Annotated in this window: 19 protein-coding genes; 4 read left to right on the top strand and 15 right to left on the bottom strand. The window is 38.0% G+C overall.

The window, feature by feature from the left end; genetic code table 11:
• Positions 1–393 precede the first annotated feature (393 nt).
• The 6 genes from GQR44_RS12495 to norV all read right to left on the bottom strand — a co-directional run bounded on the left by GQR44_RS12495 (position 394) and on the right by norV (position 8406).
• The gene (locus GQR44_RS12495; protein WP_166372103.1) at positions 394–1728 is read right to left on the bottom strand and encodes a D-serine ammonia-lyase; all 1335 of its coding nucleotides are present in this window, start codon (positions 1726–1728) and stop codon (positions 394–396) included.
• A 520-nt stretch (positions 1729–2248) separates the two neighbouring features.
• Positions 2249–3565, bottom strand: coding sequence for a di-heme oxidoredictase family protein (locus tag GQR44_RS12490; RefSeq protein WP_166372102.1), 1317 nt, complete (start codon positions 3563–3565; stop codon positions 2249–2251).
• Positions 3565–5055 carry an RCC1 domain-containing protein gene (locus tag GQR44_RS12485; RefSeq protein ID WP_166372101.1) on the bottom strand — a complete coding sequence of 497 codons (1491 nt, stop codon included), beginning with the start codon at positions 5053–5055 and terminating at the stop codon, positions 3565–3567. The genes GQR44_RS12490 and GQR44_RS12485 overlap by 1 nt, the downstream gene beginning before the upstream one ends.
• Positions 5056–5283: 228 nt before the next feature.
• Positions 5284–5619, bottom strand: a complete 336-nt coding sequence (locus tag GQR44_RS12480) for a DUF1971 domain-containing protein (RefSeq protein ID WP_028867844.1) — start codon at positions 5617–5619, stop codon at positions 5284–5286.
• A 73-nt stretch (positions 5620–5692) separates the two neighbouring features.
• Positions 5693–6868, bottom strand: coding sequence for an NADH:flavorubredoxin reductase NorW (gene norW / locus GQR44_RS12475; protein WP_166372100.1), 1176 nt, complete (start codon positions 6866–6868; stop codon positions 5693–5695).
• Positions 6865–8406 carry an anaerobic nitric oxide reductase flavorubredoxin gene (gene norV / locus GQR44_RS12470; protein WP_166372099.1) on the bottom strand — a complete coding sequence of 514 codons (1542 nt, stop codon included), beginning with the start codon at positions 8404–8406 and terminating at the stop codon, positions 6865–6867. Before norV ends, norW begins: the two co-directional genes overlap by 4 nt.
• Before the next feature lie 192 nt (positions 8407–8598).
• Here norV and norR point away from each other — a divergent pair, with 192 nt between their 5' ends.
• Positions 8599–10155, top strand: a complete 1557-nt coding sequence (gene norR, locus GQR44_RS12465) for a nitric oxide reductase transcriptional regulator NorR (protein ID WP_166372098.1) — start codon at positions 8599–8601, stop codon at positions 10153–10155.
• A gap of 168 nt (positions 10156–10323) precedes the next feature.
• Here norR and GQR44_RS12460 read toward each other — a convergent pair whose 3' ends face one another.
• From GQR44_RS12460 to GQR44_RS12445, 4 genes are all read right to left on the bottom strand, one after another.
• Positions 10324–11091 (bottom strand): ferredoxin--NADP reductase, encoded by a 768-nt coding sequence (locus GQR44_RS12460; RefSeq protein ID WP_166372097.1) that lies wholly within the window; start codon positions 11089–11091, stop codon positions 10324–10326.
• A 333-nt stretch (positions 11092–11424) separates the two neighbouring features.
• Entirely contained in the window at positions 11425–12816 is a 1392-nt protein-coding gene (gene eat, locus GQR44_RS12455) for an ethanolamine permease (protein WP_166372096.1), read from the bottom strand.
• A 29-nt stretch (positions 12817–12845) separates the two neighbouring features.
• A complete protein-coding gene (gene eutC, locus GQR44_RS12450; RefSeq protein WP_166372095.1) occupies positions 12846–13706 on the bottom strand; it encodes an ethanolamine ammonia-lyase subunit EutC in 861 nt (286 codons plus the stop codon).
• Positions 13703–15103: an ethanolamine ammonia-lyase subunit EutB gene (locus GQR44_RS12445; protein ID WP_166372094.1), complete on the bottom strand. Its 1401-nt coding sequence runs from the start codon at positions 15101–15103 to the stop codon at positions 13703–13705. Before GQR44_RS12445 ends, eutC begins: the two co-directional genes overlap by 4 nt.
• A 159-nt stretch (positions 15104–15262) precedes the next feature.
• On the opposite strand from GQR44_RS12445, the gene GQR44_RS12440 reads away from it, so the two are divergent.
• The 3 genes from GQR44_RS12440 to GQR44_RS12430 all read left to right on the top strand — a co-directional run bounded on the left by GQR44_RS12440 (position 15263) and on the right by GQR44_RS12430 (position 17419).
• Positions 15263–16336, top strand: coding sequence for a helix-turn-helix domain-containing protein (locus tag GQR44_RS12440; protein ID WP_166372093.1), 1074 nt, complete (start codon positions 15263–15265; stop codon positions 16334–16336).
• Between the two features lie 84 nt (positions 16337–16420).
• Positions 16421–16900: a transcriptional repressor gene (locus GQR44_RS12435; RefSeq protein ID WP_166372092.1), complete on the top strand. Its 480-nt coding sequence runs from the start codon at positions 16421–16423 to the stop codon at positions 16898–16900.
• A gap of 48 nt (positions 16901–16948) precedes the next feature.
• Entirely contained in the window at positions 16949–17419 is a 471-nt protein-coding gene (locus GQR44_RS12430; protein WP_166372091.1) for a chemotaxis protein CheX, read from the top strand.
• A gap of 205 nt (positions 17420–17624) precedes the next feature.
• Here GQR44_RS12430 and polA read toward each other — a convergent pair whose 3' ends face one another.
• The 5 genes from polA to ubiD form a co-directional block, all read right to left on the bottom strand.
• Positions 17625–20423, bottom strand: a complete 2799-nt coding sequence (polA, locus tag GQR44_RS12425) for a DNA polymerase I (RefSeq protein ID WP_166372090.1) — start codon at positions 20421–20423, stop codon at positions 17625–17627.
• Positions 20424–20804: 381 nt separating this feature from the next.
• A complete protein-coding gene (locus GQR44_RS12420; RefSeq protein WP_166372089.1) occupies positions 20805–21914 on the bottom strand; it encodes a 1-acyl-sn-glycerol-3-phosphate acyltransferase in 1110 nt (369 codons plus the stop codon).
• A 73-nt stretch (positions 21915–21987) separates the two neighbouring features.
• Positions 21988–23172 carry an HDOD domain-containing protein gene (locus tag GQR44_RS12415; protein WP_166372088.1) on the bottom strand — a complete coding sequence of 395 codons (1185 nt, stop codon included), beginning with the start codon at positions 23170–23172 and terminating at the stop codon, positions 21988–21990.
• Between the two features lie 65 nt (positions 23173–23237).
• Positions 23238–23933 (bottom strand): NAD(P)H-flavin reductase, encoded by a 696-nt coding sequence (fre, locus tag GQR44_RS12410; protein WP_166372087.1) that lies wholly within the window; start codon positions 23931–23933, stop codon positions 23238–23240.
• Positions 23934–24050: 117 nt separating this feature from the next.
• A complete protein-coding gene (gene ubiD, locus GQR44_RS12405) occupies positions 24051–25520 on the bottom strand; it encodes a 4-hydroxy-3-polyprenylbenzoate decarboxylase (RefSeq protein WP_166372086.1) in 1470 nt (489 codons plus the stop codon).
• Positions 25521–25697: the final 177 nt, after the last annotated feature.

Below are 25697 nucleotides of genomic sequence, written 5' to 3'. Positions count from 1 at the left end.
ACCCCCTTATTGGAGTAATTTTAGGCTTTATCGCTAGTCCCCTGGCCGGCTACTTTACCATAGAAAGCGCCACCCATGAGCCTTAAGGTAACCACTTAATTTAATTGAAATAATTTACGGCGCAGTGCTTTAAAGTGAAGTGATTTAAATTAAAAATATTAACTTTCAGAAGTAGAGGTTACTTTTATTGCTTACTACTTAGTTCATGATTAACCGCTAATTCTCTATAAATAATGAGCTAGGCATTTTATCGATTAATGCCACCATGATTATCTTTATTTTTAAAATCATCAGTTTCAAGAGAAAGCTTGTAAGTAATGACTGAGTATTAATAGCACTTTCACCTCAAGATCTTGACTAATATCAATATTAACTGGCTATAAATAAAGGCGGTTAAGTAGGTGTTAACGATTGAGCAAGATAATCATCCATCTCTTTTTTGGGTACCATACCGCCACCCGTTGCCCACACTAAATGAGTAGCATTTTCCATTTTAATGGCATCTAACTGTAAACGATTTTTATACTCTATATTTTTATTCACTATGATCGGGCCTACTATGCCAGCGAGTGCAGAAGGCTCAAGTTGAATGTTTTCTAATTCACTGAGCTCAGCTAGATGATGATACATGCGTTGATCTGAGATAGTATAATAACCATCCAACAGACGTTGCATCGCTCTGCCAACAAACCCCGATGCTCGACCAACCGCTAATCCATCAGCAGCAGTGATATTATCAATACCCAGATCTTGAACTGAAATACCGTCATGTAATCCAGTATAAACACCTAATAACATGCAGGGTGAATGTGTTGGCTCGGCAAAGATACAATGTACATTATCACCAAAAGCCATTTTCAAACCAAAGGCAACACCACCGGGACCGCCACCTACACCACAGGGTAAATATACAAACAGAGGATGAGCTTGATCCACGCGAACTCCCATTTCATGGAACTGTTTTTTTAATCGTTGACCTGCAACAGCATAACCAAGAAAAAGTGTTTGTGAATTCTCATCATCAATAAAAAAACAATTAATATCACTCTCCGCCTGTTGACGACCTTGCTCCACGGCAACACCATAATCTTGTTCATATTCAACAACATTCACACCATGTTCACGCAGTTTGTTCTTTTTCCATTGCCTTGCATCTGCAGACATATGAACAGAGACGGAGAAACCTAATTTAGCGCTCATAATGCCAATAGACATCCCTAAATTACCTGTTGAACCTACGGCGATACGGTAACCTTTAAAAAACGCTCTAAATTGATCACTATCGAGTTTACGATAATCATCAGACTCTTTTAATAAACCAGCAGCTATCGCTAACTTTTCTGCATGTGTTAATACTTCGTATATTCCACCTCGCGCTTTAATTGAACCTGAAATAGGTAAGTGACTATCTTTTTTCAGCATCATTTTGCCTACAATTAGTGTCGAGTATTCACGTTCTAATTGTGCTTGCATCTTGCTAATACTGACCACCTCAGATTCAATAATGCCATTGCTTGCAGCCGTCTCAGGAAAGACCTGTGCTAAATAAGGTGCAAATCTTGTTAACCTATCACTGGCTGCTTTAATATCATTATGATTGAGCCCAACATAAGGCAGACCTTCTTCTAAACTAGTTATATTAGGGTTGAACCAACTTATTTCTTGCAATGCAATCAATTGCTCAAGTAAAGGGAATTCAGTAATAAGATTTTGTATATTCAGCGACATTAGTTTTAACACCTTAAATTAAATAATCGAATACAACAGTCATCAATTGCAGCCTTGGAAAGTCACAATATTTAATGAAGTCAAAAAATGAAGGGTATAGATAGATTTATCATGAGGTTAATAAAAATGCAAAATAATGGGCTTTGGGTCATTTAAAAAACGGAGGCTTCGGCCCCAAATAAGCAAACGTTTAGTAATGTTGAGCTGGGACAGAAAATATTGCCTAAACTAATTAACTCATCGATTAGATAATGCCTAATCCAAATTAATTAAAACCGATTATTGATAACATTTCAATGTTGAATCCGCCACAGATAAACTCACCTTAGATTGTGAAAATATAACGGTTTCATTGATGTAGGTACAGCAGTTGCGAGAAGCAGAGTCTAACCTACTCTCTGTTAGCAGGTTAGACTCTCAATTTATAGCAGCTTTAACTTCAGTAGTTTTAACGTGAGCAATTTCAGTTTAAGATCTTCAACTCGTGACAAACAAAACAAATCAGCACAGTGAATTTAAATTAAATAGCCCTTAAAAAAGCTAATAATGCATCTTTTTCATCATTCGTCAGTTGAGAATAAGTTTCTTTAGCACTCTCTGATTCACCACCATGCCACAAGATTGCTTGCTCAATGGTGAGGGCTCGACCATCATGCAAGAATCGACTTTTCCCATCTCCTTCAATTAAACCTAATCCCCATAATGGTGGTGTACGCCATTCATCAGCTTCTGCACCGGACTCTTTTGCACCATCACTAAGCTCAGGGCCCATATTGTGAAGCAATAAGTCAGTGTAAGGGTAAAATGTTTGATTACTGAGAATAGGGAATCTTTCCACTTCACCAGTACTTAATGTTTCTCGGTGGCATGCATTACAACCAGTAGAATTAAAAAGTGCTCTTCCCGCAAGGAATGTTTCCTGTTTATTAATTCGCCTTTCTGGCACCGCGAGTATAGTTAAAAAGTCATTAATATCCTGTACCGACTTATCAGATACTTCAGGGTCACCTCCCGATGGATAAATATTACATATTCCTTGATTATCAGAGCAAGGTTCTGCTGGGTTCAACGTTGAAGTTAATCCCATATCCTGTTGAAGCGCACCTACTATTTGCCCATCCAATGAACAATGGATAGCTTTCCAGCCGAAACGACCAATACATTGCTGTTGTTGGTTTGCTCTACCAAATATGCCATTCATATCAGTATCATTAACATCTTGATACTCAAGAATAACCGATTCAGGCACTAGATCTAATAATCCCATTCCAATCAATTGAGGCGATAGTCTAGGTGCTAAAACTATGCCTTCATCAAGCGCATTTACATTATCGTTTAAATGGAAAAGGATCTCATTTGAACTTCCTTCGGACCAGCTTACACTTCCTTCGGGCACTCCATCTGCGGAATAAGTTTGCAGTTGTGCACCCAACATAGAATCTACATTGCCCTCTATATCCCGTAATCTGAACAATATTCCATTGCCAGTAGAACCATCACTTTTTAATGATTCAGCTCTACTTGAAGATTCATGGCAATTTGCACATGAGTCAGTGATTGCAAGCGGACCATAACCATCAAGTAGATCTCGCGCCCCAGGAGCAGGGCCCCAAGTAGCGATAAATAACTCTCGGCCTTGGGAAGCCCCATTATATTCTTGAATATCAAGGTCAGGAATGAACTGTAAAAAACCATTATTTTCTTGATATTCTACCGTTGCAACTCCCCCAGTAGCTCCAAGTACTAAGGTGTTATCAACGACAGAGTCAGAAGCCCCATCCGAACCACCACAGCCCACCAATAAGATATTAAGTAATAAATATAATTTACTTTTCATTACTGATTAAACTCTACTTTTTGTGGAACAGTGTATCCCCAGATGTTGATTGGTTCTTTAATTCCTAACGATCCTTCGAAGCTCCATCCCCAACTAAATATAGAGCGATCTTTACGTAGGGCGATGGTATGTAATGCGCCAGGTGCAATATCCTGCACATTATTAAGCTCGGCTATTGCGACAGTTGGAGAGATCGGGTCTTGATCAGATTCAAGGCCTAATGTCCCTGTTCCATTAAAACCCCATGGATAAATTAATTGATCGCTTTTTTCTACGAAACTTTGATTGCCATTTGCCCAAACTGCCTTAGCTTGTGTTATCCAAGGTAATTCAACTGCTTCGTAGATTTCATCAGGCCATGTATCTTCAACTGTGTTGCCTATTTGATTACTCGCATTTAATCCCCAACCGTAGACTTTTCCACTTTCACCTAGCGCAAGAACATGTGCTTTACCTGCTGCAACAGAAATAACTTTTTCAAGTAAAGGAATTTGTACTGGCGTATTATAATCGTTTGTATCATCACTACCTTGGCCTAATTGACCATTATCATTTTCCCCCCATCCCCAAAGAATACCATCTGAATCGATAGCGTAAGTGGAATCTGAAGCGGCAGTGATTAGAACAATATTGGTTAACGTAACAAGTTGAGGATAGTCAGCGTCTTCGTTAGAACTATTGCCTAATTGGCCTTTATCATTCTCACCAAATGTAAAAACTTGGCCATTTTTATCTAATGCAACGGTATGATCATAACCACGAGTGATTGAAACAATGTCTTTAAGAGCGTTAATTTTTTGAGGTGTATAATAATCAACATCTAAAACTACACTATCTTGATCTCCTAACCCTAATTGACCGCCATCACCATCTCCCCAAGCCCATACATCACCTTCATTATCCAATGCGATGGATGCATTTTGGTTAAATGCTAAAGAAGTAAAAGTAACTAGTTCTTCGTTATCTAAGACTTCAATTTTTTGCGGCGTGGTTGGATGATTTTCATCTGTATTTAATTTACTAGTAAACCCTACTCCGGTTTGACCAAGGTTATTCCTACCCCATGTCCAAATCTGACCATCTATAATGGCCCCAGAGTGAGCACCTCCAGCTGCAACTTGTTGTCCAAAATAAATACTATCAGTCATAGATGCTCCATTACCGGCAGCATCTAAGGCGATTAATTCATAATTGTTTAATCCAGGTGTTAAAACAAAAGAAACATCAAAATCCCCTCCATTAAAAGTTACGTTTTTGGTTAGATCGTTAACTTTCAACTGTAAAGAAGTTACCTCTTGATTGTCAATAACGGTACCGTTAATAGAATAAGTGGAGGAATATATGCTGCGATTAGCGGCGAGTGTAGATAATGTGATCTCAGGTTCTGTCGTATCTTTATTAACTTCCTCAGAAGCAGGGCTATCGTTAGAATCGCACCCAGCAATAAATGTTAAAATGCAAACCGATAAAAAACTATGTTGTAACTTCATGCAACCTTCCAATGGCTAATTTAATGATAATGAATATCATTATTGATCCAAAGATTGATGATTTCAAGCTCTTTTATTCTAGTAAGTTATAAAATTTGCTCTGCTTATTATAAAATTTATTAGTTTAGTTTAATGATCATAAAAGCAAATACCCGCTATCATTCATCACGATCAACAAACAACGTAATGAGTAAATATCGGATATAAGCGATCAGTAAAAATAGCTCTTTATTTTTTATTGTATAGCGCTTGTCCTGTTTTATCTTGGTCTGACCAGAAATTAATATTGAACTGTGCATCTTCACTTAACTCTATTCTATGCCAATATTGTGGAGGACTCGTAGCAAATTGCCCGGCTTCAATAACCACTGTTACTTCTGGCTCAGTCGCTTCACTATCTGCAAAACCAAAATAAGTGACAACGCCTTCCATGACACATAATTGTCCGAAAACATCTGCCGCCGTATTATGATGAGTTAATAATGCTTTTGGCACAGTATCAACAGTGAAAAAAGGGGTGGAGCGTTGAATTGTCCAATTTGTTGGAATTCGTAAATGACTCATAATATTCTCCTAATTTTATAATATGGCAGATTTGATCTAACGAACCTAAACCTAGATTTCCATCGAATAAAGATCAAAGTGCCGCAGGTAATTCTCTTAGTAATGGAAAAGCTTTTTTCATGTGCCCTTCTGTTACGATAAATCCAACCATTTTTTTGTCTTCGTTATACGCCTTTACTGAGCACCCCTCGGTATCGATATCCGCTTGCCAAGAAGTGACACCGTTTACCATGTTGCCACCTAACTGCATTGGCATTTTCGGTGTTTTTACTTTAACTAACATCGCCGGTAATGTGACCTCAGTAGCTTGCCCCAATAATGTTTTAGCTAACGCATTCGCACTTAACATGATGGGTTGTAAGTACGACATCACCTTGCCATTTATCTCAGCACAATCTCCCAAGGCATAAATATTGTTGACAGATGTTTGTAACTGCAAATTAACAACTAAACCATTGTTGACGTTGATACCTGATTTTCGTGCTAAGCCTGTATTTGCTTTTAAACCTGCCGCAGAAATAACACAATCAACAATCTGTGTTTCACCTGAGCTAAGCGTGACACAAATACCTGTTTCGCTTGTATTTAATGCGTTTTTGTCTGATAAACAGTTATTCAATGAATGGACGGTTTTTCCCAATTCAAACACAACACCTGCGTCAGTCATTTTATTGCGAAGTTGATTCGCGACCAAGTCTGGTAGCATATTTGCCATCAAACCTTTACTAGGATCAACCACCAGCACCTTTTTACCGCTACTCGATAGATCCATCGCAATCTCAGTGCCAATCAACCCTGCACCAATAACTAAAACACGTTGAGCTTGCTGCAACTGTTGTTGTGCACTTTCAAACTCACGTAAACTATTAAGCGTGATCACTTTGTCCGTTGCATCACCTAACATAGTCGGAATAAAGGCCCGCGCTCCCGTCGCTAAAACAAGTTTTGAATAAGGATACGCGACACCTGCAACCAAAATTTCTTGGTGTTCGCAATTGATCTGCTCAACTTCAGTAAATGCATGTAAATCAACATTAAATTCAGTGGTAAAGGCTTCTCCAGTTAGTCGGATAAGGTCTACGCTACTCTGTTTATTAGTAAATACATGGCTTAGATCTGGTTTGTTGTAATCATCGCCTGCATCAAGGGTAAAAACAGAGATCGCGATTGTTTGATCCGTGCGTCTAATGGTTTTGATTAACTGGTAAGCGGCAAAGCCGCTACCAATAATAATGATCGGCGCGCTCATGATGCTTTGCTCGATGCAACCGCAACAAACACATCTTTACCTAATCCACATTCAGGACAAAGGAAGAAGTCCGGCACATCGTTCCAAGCGGTACCAGCTGCAACATCTTGATTTGGCTCACCAATAGCAGGTTCATAAACCCAGTTACAAACCGTACATAACATATATTGAGCATCATCAACTTGAAAGGCTTCAGTTTTAGAAGGTGCTGCTTGAGCTGTAGAAGGTGCTACTTGAGGTGCTGGATCGCCCTGTACATTAGCCTTTACAATAGGCTCTGCAATAATAGGTTTGATAGTCATAGGTTGGTTAGCAGTGATAGACTGAATATTACTGATATCATGTAATGCCCAGCTTTTTGCAATGCCGCGGCCATATTCACGACATTCGTTCATTGCTTTACCATCAGGTCGCCATTTTGTTTTTAAGCTGTCAGCAGTTTCAAAACCTGCATCCATTAAACGTATATTAATACGGTCAACGGCACCGCCATTCCAACCATAACTACCAAATGCAGCGGCTTTTTTATCTTTAAAACGTAATCCTGTTATCTCTTCTAACATCGCAGCGATTTGCGGCATCATCACGTTGTTCATGCTTGGTGATCCCACTAATACGCCCTTAGAACGGAATACATTAGATAATATTTCGTTTTTATCTTGGCGTGAAACATTGAATACCTTAACCGCAACACCTGGGTCAACGTCATGAATCCCCTGTGCCATGGCGTCAGCCATCATGCGTGTATTGTTAGACATTGAGTCGTAAAAAATAGTGATGCGGTCTTCTTGATAATTATCTGCCCACTCTAGGTATTGATGGATAATTTGCGTAGGGTCATCGCGCCAAATAACACCATGAGCAGTTGCAATCATATCAACAGGTAGGTTGAAGCTAAGTACCTCTTTAATCTTAGCAGTCACGAGCGAACTAAAAGGCGTTAAAATATTTGCGTAATAACGTAAACATTGTTCTTTTAATTCATTTTGATCAACTTCGTCATTAAACAAATGCTCATCACAATAATGTTGACCAAATGCATCATTACTAAACAGCACTGCATCATCGGTCAGGTATGTCATCATACTATCTGGCCAGTGCAACATAGGCGTTTCTACAAATATCAATTGTTTGCCGTTACCAATATCCAATGCGTCACCGGTTTTTACGATATTAAAATTCCATTCAGGATGATGATGCTGACCTGTAATTGAATCAATTGCATTTTCTGTACAGTAAATAGGGGTATTAGGAATTTTTGCCATTAGCGCGGGTAATGCACCTGAGTGATCTTCTTCCGCATGATTAATAACAATAAAATCAATCTCATTTAGATCAATTTCCATCTCTAGATTTTGCACAAACTGTAAGCTAAAACGATGATCAACCGTATCAATCAATACATTTTTTTGTTCACGGATCAAATAACTGTTATAGCTGGTACCTTTTGTTAATTTAAACTCCATACCATGGAAGTTTTCTACTTCCCAATCACGCTGTCCAACCCAATGAATGTTATTTTTAATGTGAATAGTCATATTTATACCTGCATAATTTATAAAAGATTTAAAAAGTTATCTCCTATATTGCAGATTACATGCCAAAACATAAGACACTGATTTAATAACACTTATTATTTTAAATTGTCATTATGACACCATTTAAACAATGTCATTTAAACAATAAAGTGTCATAATGACAATAGTGAATCACTTTATATTAGGTTTAACATGAGTAATAAATACCAGGCATTAACACAATTAGCGATTGATCTAACGGTCAGCGTTTCTAGTCAGGATAGATTTGATCGTCTGCTGTCAGTTATCCGTAAGCTATTTAATTGTAATGCTTCAGCATTATTAGCTTTTCAGCACCAACAATTTTCCCCACTAGCGATTAATGGTCTATATGATGAAGTGTTGGGACGACGCTTTAATATTCAAGAACATCCAAGATTAGAAGCAATTGCTAGAGCAGGTGATGTTGTTCGCTTTCCTGCTGACAGCACATTACCCGACCCCTATGATGGGCTTATTCCAAATCATCATGGAGAGTTAAATGTTCATTCTTGTATCGGGCTACCATTACTTGCTAACGATAGTTTAATTGGTGCATTAACAATCGATGCTTTCGACCCTCACCAATTTGATCAATTTAGTAATGATGACCTACGTATTATCAGTGCTCTAGCCGCAGCAAGCTTGCATACTTCACTGTTAGTGGAGAAGTTAGAAAACCAAGCAGGCGTATTCAGTAATAGCGACCCACTTGACGCATTTACGCAACAGGCAAGCGGCATGATTGGTCAATCACAGGGGATTTTAGATCTTAAATCACAAATTAAAGCAGTAGCTGATACTGAACTGTCAGTTTTGATCACTGGCGAAACAGGTGTCGGTAAAGAGTTAGTTGCCTCTTCCATCCATCAACAGTCAACGCGTTGCGATAATAACCTAATCTATTTAAACTGTGCAGCATTGCCAGAGTCAGTCGCAGAAAGTGAGTTATTTGGACATGTAAAGGGCGCGTTTACTGGGGCAATAAGTGATCGTAAAGGTAAATTTGAACTTGCCAATAACAGCACCCTTTTTCTAGACGAAGTTGGGGAGTTGCCGCTATCGTTACAAGCAAAGCTGCTTCGTGCTTTACAATACGGCGATATACAACGTGTTGGCGATGAAAAAAGTTTAAAAGTTAATACACGAATTGTAGCAGCAACTAATCGTACACTTCATGAGGAAGTTAAAGCAGGACGTTTTCGTGCTGACCTTTACCATCGTTTGAATGTATTCCCTGTACATGTTCCTCCACTGAGAGAGCGAGATAATGATGTCGTATTATTATCAGGATTCTTTGCTGAACGATGCCGTGCCAAATTAGGCTTTAAACGTTTGACCATTGATCCCGCTGCTATCAATATTTTACAACAGTATTCGTGGCCAGGTAATGTGCGGGAGTTAGAGCATGCCATCAATCGTGCGGCGGTGATTGCAAAATCACATGCGGCAGATTCATACCTACAATTAAAAGCAAGCCACTTTCAACTCAATGCAGAGCATCTGCTCACACAGGATCAATCATTAACAAATACAACATCAGCTGAAAATAGTAAACTATTTTGCACTACAGATGATCAAGGATTACGCGAAGCAACCAATGACTTTCAAGCGACTATCATTAAACAGGCATACCAAGAAAATGCTAATAACTGGGCCTCAACAGCAAAGCAGCTTAAGTTAGACACAGGTAACCTCCATCGCTTAGCTAAACGACTTAATTTGAAATAAAGTTACAATGCTTATTATACGGAAGAGGCTTTAGGTTATTCGGCTTTACATATAATGATCAACACAATTTAGCATTGAAGAGCTTGTAGAAAATAGTCTTTATTTGTTACAAGCTCAATCATCTATTAGTAATAAAATAATTATTTATTAGCACTTATTTATTAACGATTACCAATAATTTTCAGAACTGAACTGTCCTACTTCACGACGCAAATGCTTTTTATAACCCATTTCTTGCAATGTATCGCGGCTGTCATGAACCATTTCAGGGTTGCCACAGAGTAAAAAGAAACTATTAATGGGATCCAATTCAACGCCTGAAAATTCAGATAAAGTACCAGATGATAATAATTGAGGGATCCTGCCACTCAGAGCGTAGGATACTTTTTCACGTGAAACGACTGGAATATAATGAAAGCGATCACCAAAGCGTTGTTGTATTTCCGCTATTCGTTCGCGATAAATTAACTCTTCTTCTTTACGAACTGCATGTACTAATACCACTCGCTCAAATTGTTGTTGAGAAGCCGGATCGGCAAGTATCGATAGGAAAGGACCAATGGCAGTGCCAGTAGATAACAACCACAAATCACGAGCGGTTTCAGGGATCTCATCCAATGTCATAAATCCCGCGGGATCTTCACCAACATAGAGCTTATCTCCCGGTTGTAAAATATCTAGTCGAGGCGATAAGTCTCCTTCAGGTACCGTCACTAACAAAAACTCTAGTATTTTTTCATTAGGTGCATTGATCATTGAATAGGCTCTGCGCTGCCACTCTCCTTCAGGTGTCGGCAGTGCTAGCTTAGTGAATTGCCCTGCTTTAAAAGGCATCATTGAAGCCTGTATTTTTAAACTGAAAAGTTTTTCTGTCCAATCAGTTCGACCAACAACAGTGCCTTCAATTAAACGCGGGGGAATAGAATTATTATCCATAGTGTTTCTCCAAGATTAAAATCCAAGGTGAACCATGACATGCATTACATATACAGGTTATACCCAGAAAAATTATCAAGCAATGAGAAAATTAGATTGTGTTTATTTTAATATTGTAGATAAAGTTACGCGATACATGCTTTGTAGGAAAACAAGCCATTACAACAGTCTAGCAATAATATAACCGCCACCAATGAATATTTTTTTACAAGCTGACTATCAATTAAAAAATCCAATAAGAAAGAGAGAAAAGAATAGTGAAAGGGAAGATATGCAAAACTTAAAGCTCACTCAATAATGCAAGCTTTAAGTTTTATGATGAATGGAAAAGTACTAACTGACAGCCAGCTCTCCTTCAGCCTGAGATAATAAAGCAAACTCCTCTTCTGCAGAATTCGCCACTAAATTATTACGGCCAATTAATACGTAATACAACATGCCCACAGCAAACAATGCCAATGTAAAATAAAAGGCTCTTACGTCGTAGGCATAAACTCCGGTTAATGCGAGTAAAGACAATACAAATGAAATACCTGAAGTCACTACACCACCTGGAGTTTTATAAGGACGATTTAAATTAGGTTGTTTAATGCGCAATAATATATGACTGCCCGACATCATGGCATACGATACCGTTGCCCCTACGACAGCCATTGATAACATCAAGTCACCTTCACCAGTTAATGATAATAGGAAGCCTAAAATACCAGGGAAAATTAATGAGCGAACGGGCACTTTACGTTTACTAGTTAATGATAATTTTTGTGGTAAATAGCCGGCACGAGATAATGCAAATACCAAGCGGCTATAACCGTAAATAATTGAGAAAAACGACGCAACTAAGCCCGCTAAACCTAACACGTTAACAACGGTTGCAAGGTTAGTATTCCCAGTCATATTCAATGCATCTACCAACGGTACCGCACTTGAGCCCGTCGCTTTTGCACCAGCAGCGCCTGCCACCAGCACGACGACTAATGTCGCAGTCCCTAATAAAAAAATCATAGCTGCAATAATTCCTTTAGGCACATCTTTAGCAGGATCTTTTGCTTCTTCTGCAGCTAGCGGTACGCCTTCCACAGCTAAGAATAACCACATTGCAAAAGGCAAAGCAGCCCAAACACCGTAATACCCCATCGGTAAAAATTCACTGCCATTGGCAAGTGGTGCCACATCAAATAAATTTTCCGTATTAAAAGCAGGTAATAAAACCACGCCAGTAGCAATAATAGCAACCACCGCTAATGCACTGATCACCATCATTACTTTTAAGGCTTCGCCAGCACCAAAAATATGGATACCTACAAAAATCAGATAAAAAACAGCGTAAACAATGGGCCCGTCCATACCTATTAGTTCATTCACAGCAGAACCAATAAAAATAACAATCGCAGCAGGCGCAAGTGTATATTCAATTAATACAGCCAACCCAGTAAGATAACCACCAACAGGTCCCATTGCTTGACGTGCAAAACTATAACCACCACCCGCGGCAGGAATCGCAGAGGACATTTCTGCTAATGATAAAACTAAGGTTAAATACATTACGCCCATCAAAACAGCAGCAATAACAAAACCACCCCACCCAGCTTGTGCGATACCAAAGTTCCATCCGGCAAAATCACCAGAAATAACATATGAAACACCTAGGCCCGCAAGTAAGATCCAACCCGCAGCTCCCTTTTTTAATTGTCTTTGAGCAAGATACTCTTTATTAGTAGACATAAGACTTCCTTTTTATTGTGGTTAGATAATTAATGATTAAACAGTAAATTGTGGTTACCACTGGTCAAACAGAAATGCTGTTGCGCAGTGTTATCAAGTAATGAATCTTCAGAACGATCTTTTAAATTCACACCTGTTAATTCAAGACGAAGGGACTCAGTAAGTAAATAATGCCCCTTATGTACCGCAGCTTGGTACTTCAAGCCTTCAGGGCGAATATTTGAAATGCAATTACGTAATGAATCTTCAATACCGCGTTTAGCATTCCATGTTAAATACATCCCCATACTGTCAGGTGAACTTAATCCCGGACGTTCACCAATCAGAAGTACAACCTGTTTAGCATTCAAGGCTTCACAAACATCATCTCCCACAGCAACACGGCCTTGTTGAACAACACAGATAGGAGCGATATTTAATTTTTTGTTGGACTCTTCATTGAGACGACGAATAAAAAGCTCAACAAAGTTTTTAGCATGGTGGCTAATCGCATAAGAAGATAAACCGTCAGCAAGCACAAACACTAAATCGTAGCGTTCACCTGATGTAGGTTGTAAAGAAGAAATAGACTTTTCATCCAATTGACGCCCTAAATCGGGACGTTGTAGATATTCCATACGGTCACGTGCTTTGCTATGTAACTTCTGTATTGGTAAGTAAGGCGTTAATACTTCAGATTCTGCAAATTGTTCACATAATTTATCGATATCAAGTGGAACATGAACCGCATCAATAGCTTGCGCATGAGAAAGCTGAAAACGCAGTAATTCAGATGTGGGAAGACTTGTACCAACGCGACCTAATCCAATACGAGCATCAGTAAACTGACGTAACTTTTCCCAAGGGTCTTTATGTATTATTTTTGAGTCGTTGGGTTTAATGTCACTCATAAAAGCTCCTTGATCATATTTAATGGATGAGCAAAGCGTTCAGGTAATGTGTTACTTAATTGGGTCAGGTTATCAGCGGGTGCCAATTGCATTTTTTTAAGCCATTGGTCAAACTCTGGTGCAGGACGCAGCCCTAATACTTGACGCGCATAAAGTGCATCATGGAAAGACGTTGTTTGATAGTTAAGCATGATGTCATCAGAGCCGGGAATGCCCATGATAAATGAACACTCTGCAACCCCTAATAGCGTTAGTAAGTTGTCCATATCATTTTGATCGGCGTAGGCGTGGTTGGTATAACAAATATCACACCCCATCGGTAAACCTAATAACTTCCCACAGAAATGATCTTCTAAACCTGCTCGAATAATTTGCTTCCCATCAAAAAGGTATTCAGGACCTATAAAGCCAACCACAGTATTCACTAATAAAGGTTTAAATTTACGTGCGACTGCGTAAGCACGTGTCTCACAGGTTTGTTGATCCACTCCGTGATGGCCGTTAGCAGAAAGCGCGCTACCTTGACCCGTTTCAAAATACATCACGTTATTGCCGACAGTTCCGCGTTTTAATTCTAATGCGGCTTGATGTGCTTCATTTAATACGTTGAGATTTACACCAAAACCTTGATTGGTTGCTTCAGTACCACCAATAGACTGAAAAACCAGATCCACAGGCGCGCCAAGTTCTATTGCTTCGATGGTGTTAGTAACATGCGTTAATACACAAGACTGTGTTGGTATTTCATAATGCTGAATAACGTCATCCATTAACTTCATTAATTTCACTGCTTGTGAAACGCTATCAGTGGCCGGGTTAATCCCTAAGACAGCATCGCCACTGCCATACATCAAACCATCAAAAATAGTCGCCGCAATACCATTCACATCGTCTGTTGGATGGTTTGGTTGTAAGCGTGTAGATAAATGTCCAGGTAAGCCAATAGTGTTACGGAATTGAGTAATAATATTGCATTTTTTAGCGACTAAAATAAGGTCTTGGTTACGCATTATTTTACTGACCGCTGCCACCATTTCAGGTGTAATACCTGCGCGTATACGTTTGAAATCAACTTCAGTCGTTGTTTCTTGTAATAACCAATTGCGAAAATCGCCCACGGTTAAATGTGAAATTTCTGAAAATGCTGCGGCATCATGATCGTCAATAATAAGGCGCGTTATTTCATCTTTTTCATAAGGAATCAGTGTTTCTTCGAGAAAGGTTTTTAAGGGTAATTCTGCTAATAACATTTGTGCGACAGCACGTTGCTCTGACGACAGCGCAGCAACACCAGCCAATTGGTCACCTGATCTCATTGGTGATGCTTTAGCCATCAAATCAGCAAGATTATCAAATCGATAAACATGACTACCTAGCTGATAGCGATAATTGGACATGGTAAATACCTCAAAACATTAAATTCGGCGCAAACATTGCAAACTAGATAAGTAATAATTAGCGAGGATCATTCCAACTGAGTGACGCTATTGCGCAAACAATAAAATACTTTTAAAACATAAAGTTATATTTGCATTGCATCAAATTAAGGCATCGAGATGAAAAGTGAAAATTTAAAATTTTTAGAGCAGCACCAAGGTAGTACTACCTCTGCACTAGATAGGTGCAAATCATTTACTTTTGATGTGAACCAACAAGCCGAAAGCTTGGTGCAATGGGAACAGCGCTATAACCAACATAGTAGTGGGACTTTTAGCGGTTATTTAGATGAATTGAAGTTAGCGGGTATCCATTTTTTTGAAGAATTCACCAATCAAACATTACTACAACAATGTGCAGTAAAAGACGATAATTTATGGTTAGGTTTTTCGTTGCAAACGCAGCGTCCAAAAATTAATAATTATCAAATAGAAGCAGGTCAGATAATGACACGCCCATCGGGCGTTGAGTTTGAGTTGCTTACTCCTGCCGACTTTCATATTTATGGTTTAGTTGTGAATAAAGACAGCATAAGCCAAGAAATGGTTGGTCCTGACCAAGCATTATGGGAAAACCGAGATAATACAATGCAAGCTTCTGCACCCAATCATTACGTAAGTTATGAACTCGCTAAGCTAATCAGTTTACTCCTCAATAATAACAACTCACCAAGTGGTAAAAATAGCATTATCAATGAACACAACCTGTCTCGCTTAACCACGTTAAAGCCATTGATCACATCTAAAGTTGCCGACCTACTGGCACAAACTGAATATACAAATGAACAACATTTTGGTCACTACCAAACGACACAAAGAGTGATTACAGAGATCACCAACTATATTAAGCAGACCAATCATTACCCATTAACAATCACTGAATTATGCCAAATTGCTCATGTCAGCAGGAGAGCATTACAGTATTGTTTTGAACAAGGTTTAGGTATCTCACCCATACAATATATAAGAGAATGTCGTCTCAACGAAATAAGGCGCGTTTTATTAGGTAGTGGTCAGCAGAATACAATCGCTGATCTTGCATTAAATTTTGGATTTTTTCACCTTGGTACTTTTAATGCGCAATATAAACAATTATTTGCAGAAACGCCGACTCAAACGTTGCAACGTTCAGAACGCTACCAGGATGCCAATATCAGCAAAAATACATTAAAGCCCTCAATTATTGATAAGTAAGTATTAACGTATATGAATTGCGTTCTTTAATCTGCTACTGCTATGTTATTATCTTGATTCTTTCACTGAAAAAAGTACGTAACTATGTCAATAACGCAGTCAACAACGCCGCTAACAATACCACCAATAAAGCCATCTCCACTACTTGCTCGTGCTATCGATATCTGCAAAGCTAACAACGTACGTTTTACAGCAGTACGACAACAAGTTTTCACTTTAATGGCTGAACATAAAGGCGCGATCACGGCATATGAGTTATTAGAGCAATTACAAGTATTTGATAGCAAAGCTAAGCCACCGACTATCTATCGTGCATTAGAGTTTCTGCTAGAAAACCACTTTATTCATCGTATAGAATCTTTGAATTCTTATTTAATGTGCTGTCATTTAGGTTGCGAACATGCGATGCAATTGTTGATCTGTAATAAGTGTAAAAAGGTCATTGAATTAAGTGATCCTGTTATTGATGAGGCATTTTCTGCGAAAGCTTCACAGTTTGGCTTTAAAATTACCAATAAAGTGTTAGAAGCGCATGGAATTTGTGAAACCTGCCTCTATAATTAGTCTCATAAAAAATTAACCCACTTAATCATTATGAGCAGTAATTAAACTATGAATGCAGAATTTGTTAACCCGTTTTTATCCTCATTTATTAATGTTTTAAAAACCATGGCGATGTTGGATATTAAACCAGGGCGTCCAAGCCTAAAAAAAGATACCGTCGCACGTGGTGATGTTTCAGGATTAATTGGTATGGTTGGCCCAACTACTTCAGGATCATTTTCAATTAGTTTTGAGAAAAAATTAGCATTAAATGTATTTGAAATGATGGTAGGTGAAAAAATCGAGGATATCTCTGATGATATTACGGATATGGTGGGTGAAATCACTAACATGGTCGCAGGTGGTGCCAAGCGTCAACTCGGTGAAAAAGGCTTTGAATTTGACATGGCAACACCTATTGTTGTTACCGGTGAAAACCATTCAATTAGCCATCAAGTTAATGGTTCTAAAGTATTAATGCCTTTTAAATCAGATAAAGGTAATGCCTATATCGAGATTTGTTTTACTAAACCTAATTAATCCCTTTCAAGCTTTACGTTAACTTCCTTTAAATTAACTCCCTAAAGTTAACCTCTAGTGCAAATCCACTCCCAGAAAACATCTAAAAAAATAGCCAAAAAAAACCCTCAATATACGCAACACATATTGAGGGGAATGAGAAGAAAGCATGGACAATGTTATATCTTCATATTATTTGTCCTATTATTTTTAATTAAGTTCAAAATTAATGCGCTTCATCCCAATTATTACCAACATCTGCGTCAGCAATTAATGGCACAGCTAAATCAGCTGCATTCGCCATAATGGCTTGAATCTCTTTTGTATACTCTTCGACGCATTCTTCTTTAATCGCAAACACTAATTCATCGTGTACTTGCATGAGTATTTGAACACTACCAGCCGGCTTTTGTTTCACCCACTCTGCCATTTTGATCATCGCTTTTTTGATAATATCAGCAGCGGTACCTTGCATCGGCGCATTGATCGCTGCGCGTTCTGCCGCTTTCTTCAACATACCATTTTTAGCATTGATATTAGGTAACTGTAGGCGACGTCCAAAGACAGTCTCTACATAGGCTTTTTCATTCGCTAACAAACGCGTATCTTCCATGTAAGTTAATACTGCTGGGTAGCGACTAAAATAACGATCCATGTAAGTTTGTGCTTCTTGACGACCAATATTTAACTGTTTTGCTAAGCCGAATGCGCTCATACCGTAAATCAAACCAAAGTTAATCGCTTTAGCACTACGACGCTGATCAACCGTCACTTCATCAAGTGATACAGAGAATACTTCTGCAGCAGTTGCTTTATGGATATCTTTACCCGCTGAGAAAGCCGTTAATAGGCCATCATCTTGAGACAAATGCGCCATAATACGTAATTCAATTTGGCTGTAATCGGCAGCGACAATTTTATATCCCGGTTGTGCAATAAACGCTTGGCGAATACGACGACCTTCTGCACTACGGATTGGAATATTTTGTAAATTTGGATCGCTTGATGATAGACGACCAGTCACTGTGACCGCTTGATGGTAAGAAGTATGTACTCGACCTGTTTGTTCATTGACCATTAATGGCAATTTATCAGTATAAGTCGATTTTAATTTACTTAAACCACGGTGCTCAATAATCAACTTAGGTAACGGGTAAGTTAACGCTAACTCTTGAAGCACTTCTTCTGCTGTAGAAGGGGCACCTTTAGGTGTTTTCTTAATAACAGGAATATTGAGCTCTTCAAATAAAATAGTCTGTAATTGCTTCGGTGAACTCAAGTTAAAAGGTTTACCAGCTTCTTCATAAGCTAATTCTTCTAGCTCTAATAAACGTTTTGCAATTTCAACACTTTGCACACCCAGTAATTTACTATCAATTTCTACGCCGCCTCTTTCTATGTCAGATAAGACAGTTAATAGCGGCATTTCTATTTCATCTAATACCTTCAATAACTCAGGCGTTTCTTTTAAGCGTGTTTGTAACTCAAGATGTAAACGCAACGTAATATCTGCGTCTTCAGCTGCATAAGGAGCCGCTTCTTTAATCGCTATTTGATTAAAGGTCAGTTGTTTCTTACCTTTACCAGCAATATCTTCAAAGCTGATACATTTATGGCCTAGATATTTTAACGCTAAGGTATCCATATCATGCTTACCGGTACTATCTAATACATATGACTCCAGCATAGTATCAAAAGCGATACCACCTAAAGTAATACCATGATTTAATAATACACTGCGATCGTATTTAAGATTTTGACCTACTTTTTTATGTTCATCTGACGTCAATAAAGGCGTTAGCAACTCAAGTGTTTCAGTAAAATCTAATTGTGTAGGTGCATCAATGTAATCATGCATTAACGGTAGGTAAGCCGCTTCAATAATAGGGGCAGCTTCTTCACCGACATTAGTTTGAATAGCAAATGAAAGTCCTACAATGTTAGCTTTCATGTAATCTAGGCTAGTTGTTTCAGTGTCAAAAGCAAAAACGTCTGCTTGCTTTAACTTTTTAATCCACTGTAATAATTGGCCTTTTGTATAAATTGTTTTGTAACTATCACGATCTACCATTGATTTAGCGGCTTCTATAGGCGCAACAAACTGCCCTTCTTGAGATGAAGAAGCTTTAGCGACTAAATTATCACCTGCTAATAATGATGCTAACCAACGCTTAAATTCTAATTTTCCAAATAGTTTAATTAGCTCATCAGTATCTTGTGGGGAAGGTTTAAAATCTTCATAACCTTGGTCTAATTCAACATCTAATTTAATGGTAGCCAATAAGTAAGATAAACGCGCCATCGCTTCATTATCTGCCATCTTTTTAGCCATGGTTTTACTACCACGGAAGCCTAAATCAGCTAATTTATCTAAGTTTTCATAGATACAATCCATGTTACCTAAACCTTGTAACATAGCTAACGCCGTCTTTTCCCCAACGCCTGGGACACCAGGAATATTATCGACCTTATCACCCATTAATGCTAAATAATCAATGATCATTTCAGGTGGAATACCAAATTTTTCTTTAACGCCTTCAACATCTAAAGTCGTATTAGTCATGGTGTTAATTAAGAAGGTATGTTCATCAACTAATTGCGCCATATCTTTATCACCAGTACTGATCAGAGTCTTTACTCCCATCTTACTCGCTTGTAACGCTAAGGTACCGATCACATCATCCGCTTCAACACCCGGAATAGTTAAAATAGGCAAACCCATTGCTTTGATCACCGCATGTAACGGTTCTATTTGGCTACGTAAATCATCAGGCATACTCGGGCGATTGGCTTTGTATTCACCATACATATCGTCACGAAAGGTTTTTCCCTTCGCATCAAATACAACCACAATATGTGTTGGGCTAAATTGCTTTAATAAACTTTGCAGCATATTCACAACGCCGTAAACAGCCCCTGTCGCTTCACCTGCAGAATTAGTTAAGTGTGGTGGAGAAAAGAAAGCACGATATAAATAAGAGGACCCATCAACAAGTACAAAGGGATTTTCAGGAACTACAGCCATAGATTAACTACCAATCAGATAAAATTGTTACCTAGTATACCTACACGACATAAAATAGTGATCACGTTTTATTATATTGTCTTCGACAAATCATAAGTTATCAAATAAAGGTAATAGGTGACGTGTTAACCAATAGTAGAAATTAACGATCAATGATCACCTATTAATAGGTATTAGTGAAAAATAAACATTTACTTTCAACATGGAACAATCTGTGGATAACTCTGTTAATGAATTTGTTGAAAATTTGAGGCAGCACAAAACATTGAAATTAAACTTTATTTTTCAATTAGATAGAGATGAAATAAAAATGAAAAATGCACATTCAACATTTTGTTGAATGTGCATAACAAATAGAGTAAATCAGTTATTTAGGAGAAATTAGCTTGTGTAATGCCCTACAGGGTTTGCATACATTTTTAATACGGTATCCTGTAACTCTGGTTTTATCGCTTGAATACGCGCCTTAAAGGCAGCGATTTCTTCTGCTGAAATATTATCAACATCTTGCTCTGCAGCAATCAAATTAGAAGGGTGTAAAAAGTAGTTCTGGTAAATTTGTGTATCAATTTCTTCAGCTACTTGATCCGCATTCTCAAACTCACTTTGTAATGGGGTACCGAATGAGACATGGACATGGCCTTTTTGACCTATAATGCCACTAACAATACTTTCGATATCTTCAAATTCAGTTTTTTTGTATTCTCCAAACTCTGCTTTTTCATATAACTCACGCGCTTTTTGTTGATCGCAAGGATCCAACTCGTAAGAAACAGCGACAGGAACAATATTCAAAGAATTAATATATTCAGCAAAAGGGATTTTCTGTTTTTTACCATTCACATAAAACATTTTAATGATTGCAGGATCAGTTTTATCAAAACCATCTTTTGCACGTCCTTCTTTTTGTGCAATCCAAATACTGCTATCTTCCTTTAATGAGCTACAAATATAATCTGATAAATGTGATAGTGATTTCATCATTTCACGTACACCAACCACAGAGCGTTTCACAACAAAACTTTTATTCATGCGCATTAAATCTGCGACAAATGGTTTACTAAGTAAATTATCACCTATCGCAATACGTACTGTTTTAAAGTTTTCTGAATATAAAGCCCAGTTTACAAAAGAAGGATCCATCGCTATATCTCGATGATTTGAAACAAAAAGATAGCTTTTATTTGGATCTAGATTTTGTAATCCAGAATAAGTGAAATTAGTGGTCGTAGAATCGATCATACGTTGCACGTAATGACCCATGATTTTTTGCATTTGATCGATGCTATTGATATTGCCCCACTTATACAAAAAGTAGCGACGTATTAATGGTTTTAGTAAAAACCCTAAAAACTTAGATAACTTAGAAAAACGAAAACTTAATATCGCATCAATAAACTCTTCGCTATTAATGACACGCTTGATAGCAGGCTGTATCTCTTGGTCATTATATGGACGAATATCGCTAAACTTATCGACGTTACTTGGCATGTTTTAATTCTCTATAAAATGGATGACGTATTTTACACGATTTTGACTATTTCAGCGAGTATATTTCAAACATCTACCAGTCGGGCTTAAATCGAAATAACTCTTGTTTAGACAAGAGTTTAAAAGTTGCTTGATCAATATGAGCAGTTTTAAAATAACTTGCTAACCACTCATTCTTGAATAAACGAGAAGCACGCAATTGCTCATATTTTGCAAAATAAACGGCTTTAAATAGAATTTGTCCCAACACAGAACGAGAGTCAAAATCGATATTTTCTACTTCTTCAGTTAATGCAGTGACTAAATGAGGAAAGTCCTTGGAGAATACTGGAGTCGCAAGCTTAACGCTCATAATTAGATCGGATTTAGTGATCAATAACGCCTGCAATGAGGCAAGATCAGACTTGAGGTCATGAAAAAAGTCATGGCGCATACTTTCACCTTGTTCACGAGCTTCTAGAATAAAGCGCGAGCGGACATTTTCAAATGAGACGAGGTATTGATGGAAAGCGGCAGTATAAGCAAAATTGAGCATCGCAGATAACATCTGCCCTTCATAGGGATGACGGTATCCCGCTTCTAACATTAACGAAGTACAAGTTTGACCTAAGGTCAATTGATAGCGCCACAATTTTTTGGTAAACAAACGATTATGCTGATTATAAATATTAATACGATGTTTAAACATCAACGCAGGAATTAAATACCGTAATCCATTAGTACCAATCATGCCAACAGCAGTTTGCACATCATGAACAATACGTTTTTGTCTGCCTAATAAAGCCATAAAATCTTGACTAGAAACAAGGCCAATCACATGATTACGCGCATATGGGTTACGATCTAATAACTCAGCCAATACTGAATATCGCGTTTCTTTCGCAATCAGTGCCGTTAGTAAATCAACACATTGTTGATGCATTTGTAAGTGGTCACACAATACACGTTGAGTATTACCCAGCTTTTCATCGATGGTCGTTAATAGTAATTTCTGAAAATCACGGACTAATAATGCCTCACGTCTTTGTTGTAATTTTTTTTCCTCTAACACACGCATTTTACGTTCTTTTTCAACGCTTAATAAAGTACGTTGATGCCAACCACTTGGTTGATTAGGATCGCTACCTTGTTGATCAATTTCTTGTTCATTTAGACCGTCATTATAGTCCTCTTCTTTATAGACTTTACTTTTGCCGACTAAGAAGCGAAGAAATAATTGATCGATATCTGTTGCTGCAGAGAGTACTTTATTTACCATTAAACGATTTAAACCCAGTAGTAGGTGTTAGCAAGTGATAACAAACGTTATCACTTGCTGGAGCATTAAATGAATGCAAACGCATCGCCATAGATATTATCGATTAAAGCACCTTGTTTAATGAAATCTTCACGAGCAATTTTTGCCATTTCAAAGCGACCTACAATATAAATATCAAACTCAGACAAGTCACTAAATTCATCTAATACTGCTTGATGAACATAACCTTTTTTACCCTGCCAAAATGCTTCAGGTAATTCAACAACGGGATGAAAATGGATATTTTTATGCTCGGTAGACCAGTTGATAGCTTGCTCTTCAAAATAAAAATGTGAATATTCCTTAACTCCCCAGTATAGGTAAACAGGATTCTTCAATTCAGATTCAACAATTTGCTCTAAAATCGATTTCACATAAGAGAAGCCCGTTCCACCTGCCATTAAGATAATAGGACGAGTTGAAGATTCACGTAAATAAGCTGCCCCGTTAGCAATTTCAACTTCTAATGACTCACCTGACTGCATTTTCTCAACAACTTGCATTGCATATTTATTATCTTCAGTGGCACCGATATGTAATTCAATTAAATCGCTTGAAGGTGTATTTGCAATTGAGAAATGGCGTTTATCGCCTTCTCCCATTACCACTGAAACATATTGACCCGCTTTAAAAGGTGCACTACTGGTTGGCGCTAAAAAAACACGATATAAAAACGCATTTAACTTCTCAATCGAAGCAACATTACAAGTAATTTGTGGCATTAATTTCTCTTTTAATTGTGTTGGCGGTAATGATGATTTGGGTGATGATAGCTGATCATATCATTAACATTTAATCAACTATCTATACTTGTGATCATTCAATATATAATGAGTATATTATGACAAAATATCCAACTCATTCCAAAGATCATCTATTTTTTCTTTTACGGCTTCATCCATCACAATAGGCGTACCCCATTCACGGGTAGTTTCACCAGGCCATTTGTTAGTTGCATCTAAGCCCATTTTTGAACCTAAGCCAGATACTGGAGAAGCAAAATCTAAATAATCGATAGGAGTGTTATCAATCAATGTGGTATCGCGACTTGGATCCATCCGTGTGGTCACAGCCCACATAACATCATTCCAATCTCGAACATTAACATCATCATCACATACGATAATAAATTTAGTGTACATAAACTGTCGTAAGAAAGACCAAATCCCTAACATCACCCTTTTCGCATGACCAGGATAACTTTTCTTCATCGATACAACAGCCATTCGGTATGAACAGCCTTCAGGTGGCAAATAGAAATCAACAATTTCAGGGAATTGTTTTTTAATAATAGGTACAAACACTTCATTAAGCGCCACGCCAAGTATTGCTGGTTCATCTGGCGGACGTCCAGTATAAGTACTGTGATAAATAGGGTCTTTTCTAGTTGTAACATGGGTTACTGTCATCACTTGAAAGTCATCAACTTCATTGTAATAACCAGTATGATCGCCATAGGGTCCTTCAGGTGCTTCTTCACCTGGCATCAAATAACCTTCTAAAATCATTTCAGCCGTAGCAGGCACATCTAAATCATTGCTTAAACAACTAGCGACTTTAGTACGGGAACCACGTAACAAACCAGCAAAAGCATATTCAGATAAGGTATCTGGAACAGGTGTTACAGCCCCTAAAATAGTCGCAGGATCAGCTCCTAAAGCAACACTCACGGGGAACGGTTTACCCGGATTTGCTTCTTGCCATTCACGAAAATCAATTGCACCACCACGGTGTGATAACCAACGCATGATAATTTTATTTTTAGAGATCAACTGTTGACGATAGATACCGAGGTTTTGGCGTTTTTTATAAGGACCTCTAGTGATTGTTAACCCCCAAGTGATTAACGGAGCAACATCACCAGGCCAACATTTCATAATAGGTAGTTTAGTTAAATCAACATCATCACCTTGCATCACAACTTCTTGACAAGCAGGTGAACTTACCTTTTTGGTTGGCATATTTAATACTTGTTTGAAAATAGGTAACTTTTCCCACATCGCCTTTAAGCCTTTAGGTGGCTCAGGCTCTTTTAAATAAGCAAGCCATTCACCAACTTCACGTAATTCACTCACTTTTTCTTTACCCATTGCTAATGCAACACGTTCAGTGGTACCAAAGAGATTAGTTAATACAGGCGTGTCGTAACCTTTAGGATTTTCAAACAACAAAGCAGGTCCGCCAGCACGTAGCGTACGGTCGGATATTTCAGTCATTTCTAAATTCGGGTCTATTTCTTGGCTAATACGTTTTAATAGGCCTTTTTCTTCTAGTTGATTTAAAAAATCACGCAAATCATCAAACTTCATATTCACCTGCTTATTATATTGAACGATTACATCTTGTTATGTGAGTCATTATCTAAGATTAATACGAAAGATAGTCAATAACTGATCAAGTTTACTGATAAAAATAAGTAATGTCTTAATTGAATAGAAGCATAATCATAATTCAACTCAGTAACTTATCAAGTTTGGGGCAAATCA

Source organism: Psychromonas sp. SA13A, assembly GCF_011378715.1.
GTDB lineage: Bacteria > Pseudomonadota > Gammaproteobacteria > Enterobacterales > Psychromonadaceae > Psychromonas.
The sequence above is the reverse complement of the archived record's forward strand: the minus strand, read 5'-3'. Positions and strand labels throughout refer to the sequence as shown.

Bases quoted from the DNA above. Each gene is read 5' to 3' on its own strand.
- GQR44_RS12495 (WP_166372103.1), bottom strand. From the start codon at position 1,728: ATGTCGCTGAATATACAAAATCTTATTACTGAATTCCCTTTACTTGAG.
- GQR44_RS12490 (WP_166372102.1), bottom strand. From the start codon at position 3,565: ATGAAAAGTAAATTATATTTATTACTTAATATCTTATTGGTGGGCTGT.
- GQR44_RS12485 (WP_166372101.1), bottom strand. From the start codon at position 5,055: ATGAAGTTACAACATAGTTTTTTATCGGTTTGCATTTTAACATTTATT.
- GQR44_RS12480 (WP_028867844.1), bottom strand. From the start codon at position 5,619: ATGAGTCATTTACGAATTCCAACAAATTGGACAATTCAACGCTCCACC.
- norW (WP_166372100.1), bottom strand. From the start codon at position 6,868: ATGAGCGCGCCGATCATTATTATTGGTAGCGGCTTTGCCGCTTACCAG.
- norV (WP_166372099.1), bottom strand. From the start codon at position 8,406: ATGACTATTCACATTAAAAATAACATTCATTGGGTTGGACAGCGTGAT.
- norR (WP_166372098.1), top strand. From the start codon at position 8,599: ATGAGTAATAAATACCAGGCATTAACACAATTAGCGATTGATCTAACG.
- GQR44_RS12460 (WP_166372097.1), bottom strand. From the start codon at position 11,091: ATGGATAATAATTCTATTCCCCCGCGTTTAATTGAAGGCACTGTTGTT.
- eat (WP_166372096.1), bottom strand. From the start codon at position 12,816: ATGTCTACTAATAAAGAGTATCTTGCTCAAAGACAATTAAAAAAGGGA.
- eutC (WP_166372095.1), bottom strand. From the start codon at position 13,706: ATGAGTGACATTAAACCCAACGACTCAAAAATAATACATAAAGACCCT.
- GQR44_RS12445 (WP_166372094.1), bottom strand. From the start codon at position 15,103: ATGTCCAATTATCGCTATCAGCTAGGTAGTCATGTTTATCGATTTGAT.
- GQR44_RS12440 (WP_166372093.1), top strand. From the start codon at position 15,263: ATGAAAAGTGAAAATTTAAAATTTTTAGAGCAGCACCAAGGTAGTACT.
- GQR44_RS12435 (WP_166372092.1), top strand. From the start codon at position 16,421: ATGTCAATAACGCAGTCAACAACGCCGCTAACAATACCACCAATAAAG.
- GQR44_RS12430 (WP_166372091.1), top strand. From the start codon at position 16,949: ATGAATGCAGAATTTGTTAACCCGTTTTTATCCTCATTTATTAATGTT.
- polA (WP_166372090.1), bottom strand. From the start codon at position 20,423: ATGGCTGTAGTTCCTGAAAATCCCTTTGTACTTGTTGATGGGTCCTCT.
- GQR44_RS12420 (WP_166372089.1), bottom strand. From the start codon at position 21,914: ATGCCAAGTAACGTCGATAAGTTTAGCGATATTCGTCCATATAATGAC.
- GQR44_RS12415 (WP_166372088.1), bottom strand. From the start codon at position 23,172: ATGGTAAATAAAGTACTCTCTGCAGCAACAGATATCGATCAATTATTT.
- fre (WP_166372087.1), bottom strand. From the start codon at position 23,933: ATGCCACAAATTACTTGTAATGTTGCTTCGATTGAGAAGTTAAATGCG.
- ubiD (WP_166372086.1), bottom strand. From the start codon at position 25,520: ATGAAGTTTGATGATTTGCGTGATTTTTTAAATCAACTAGAAGAAAAA.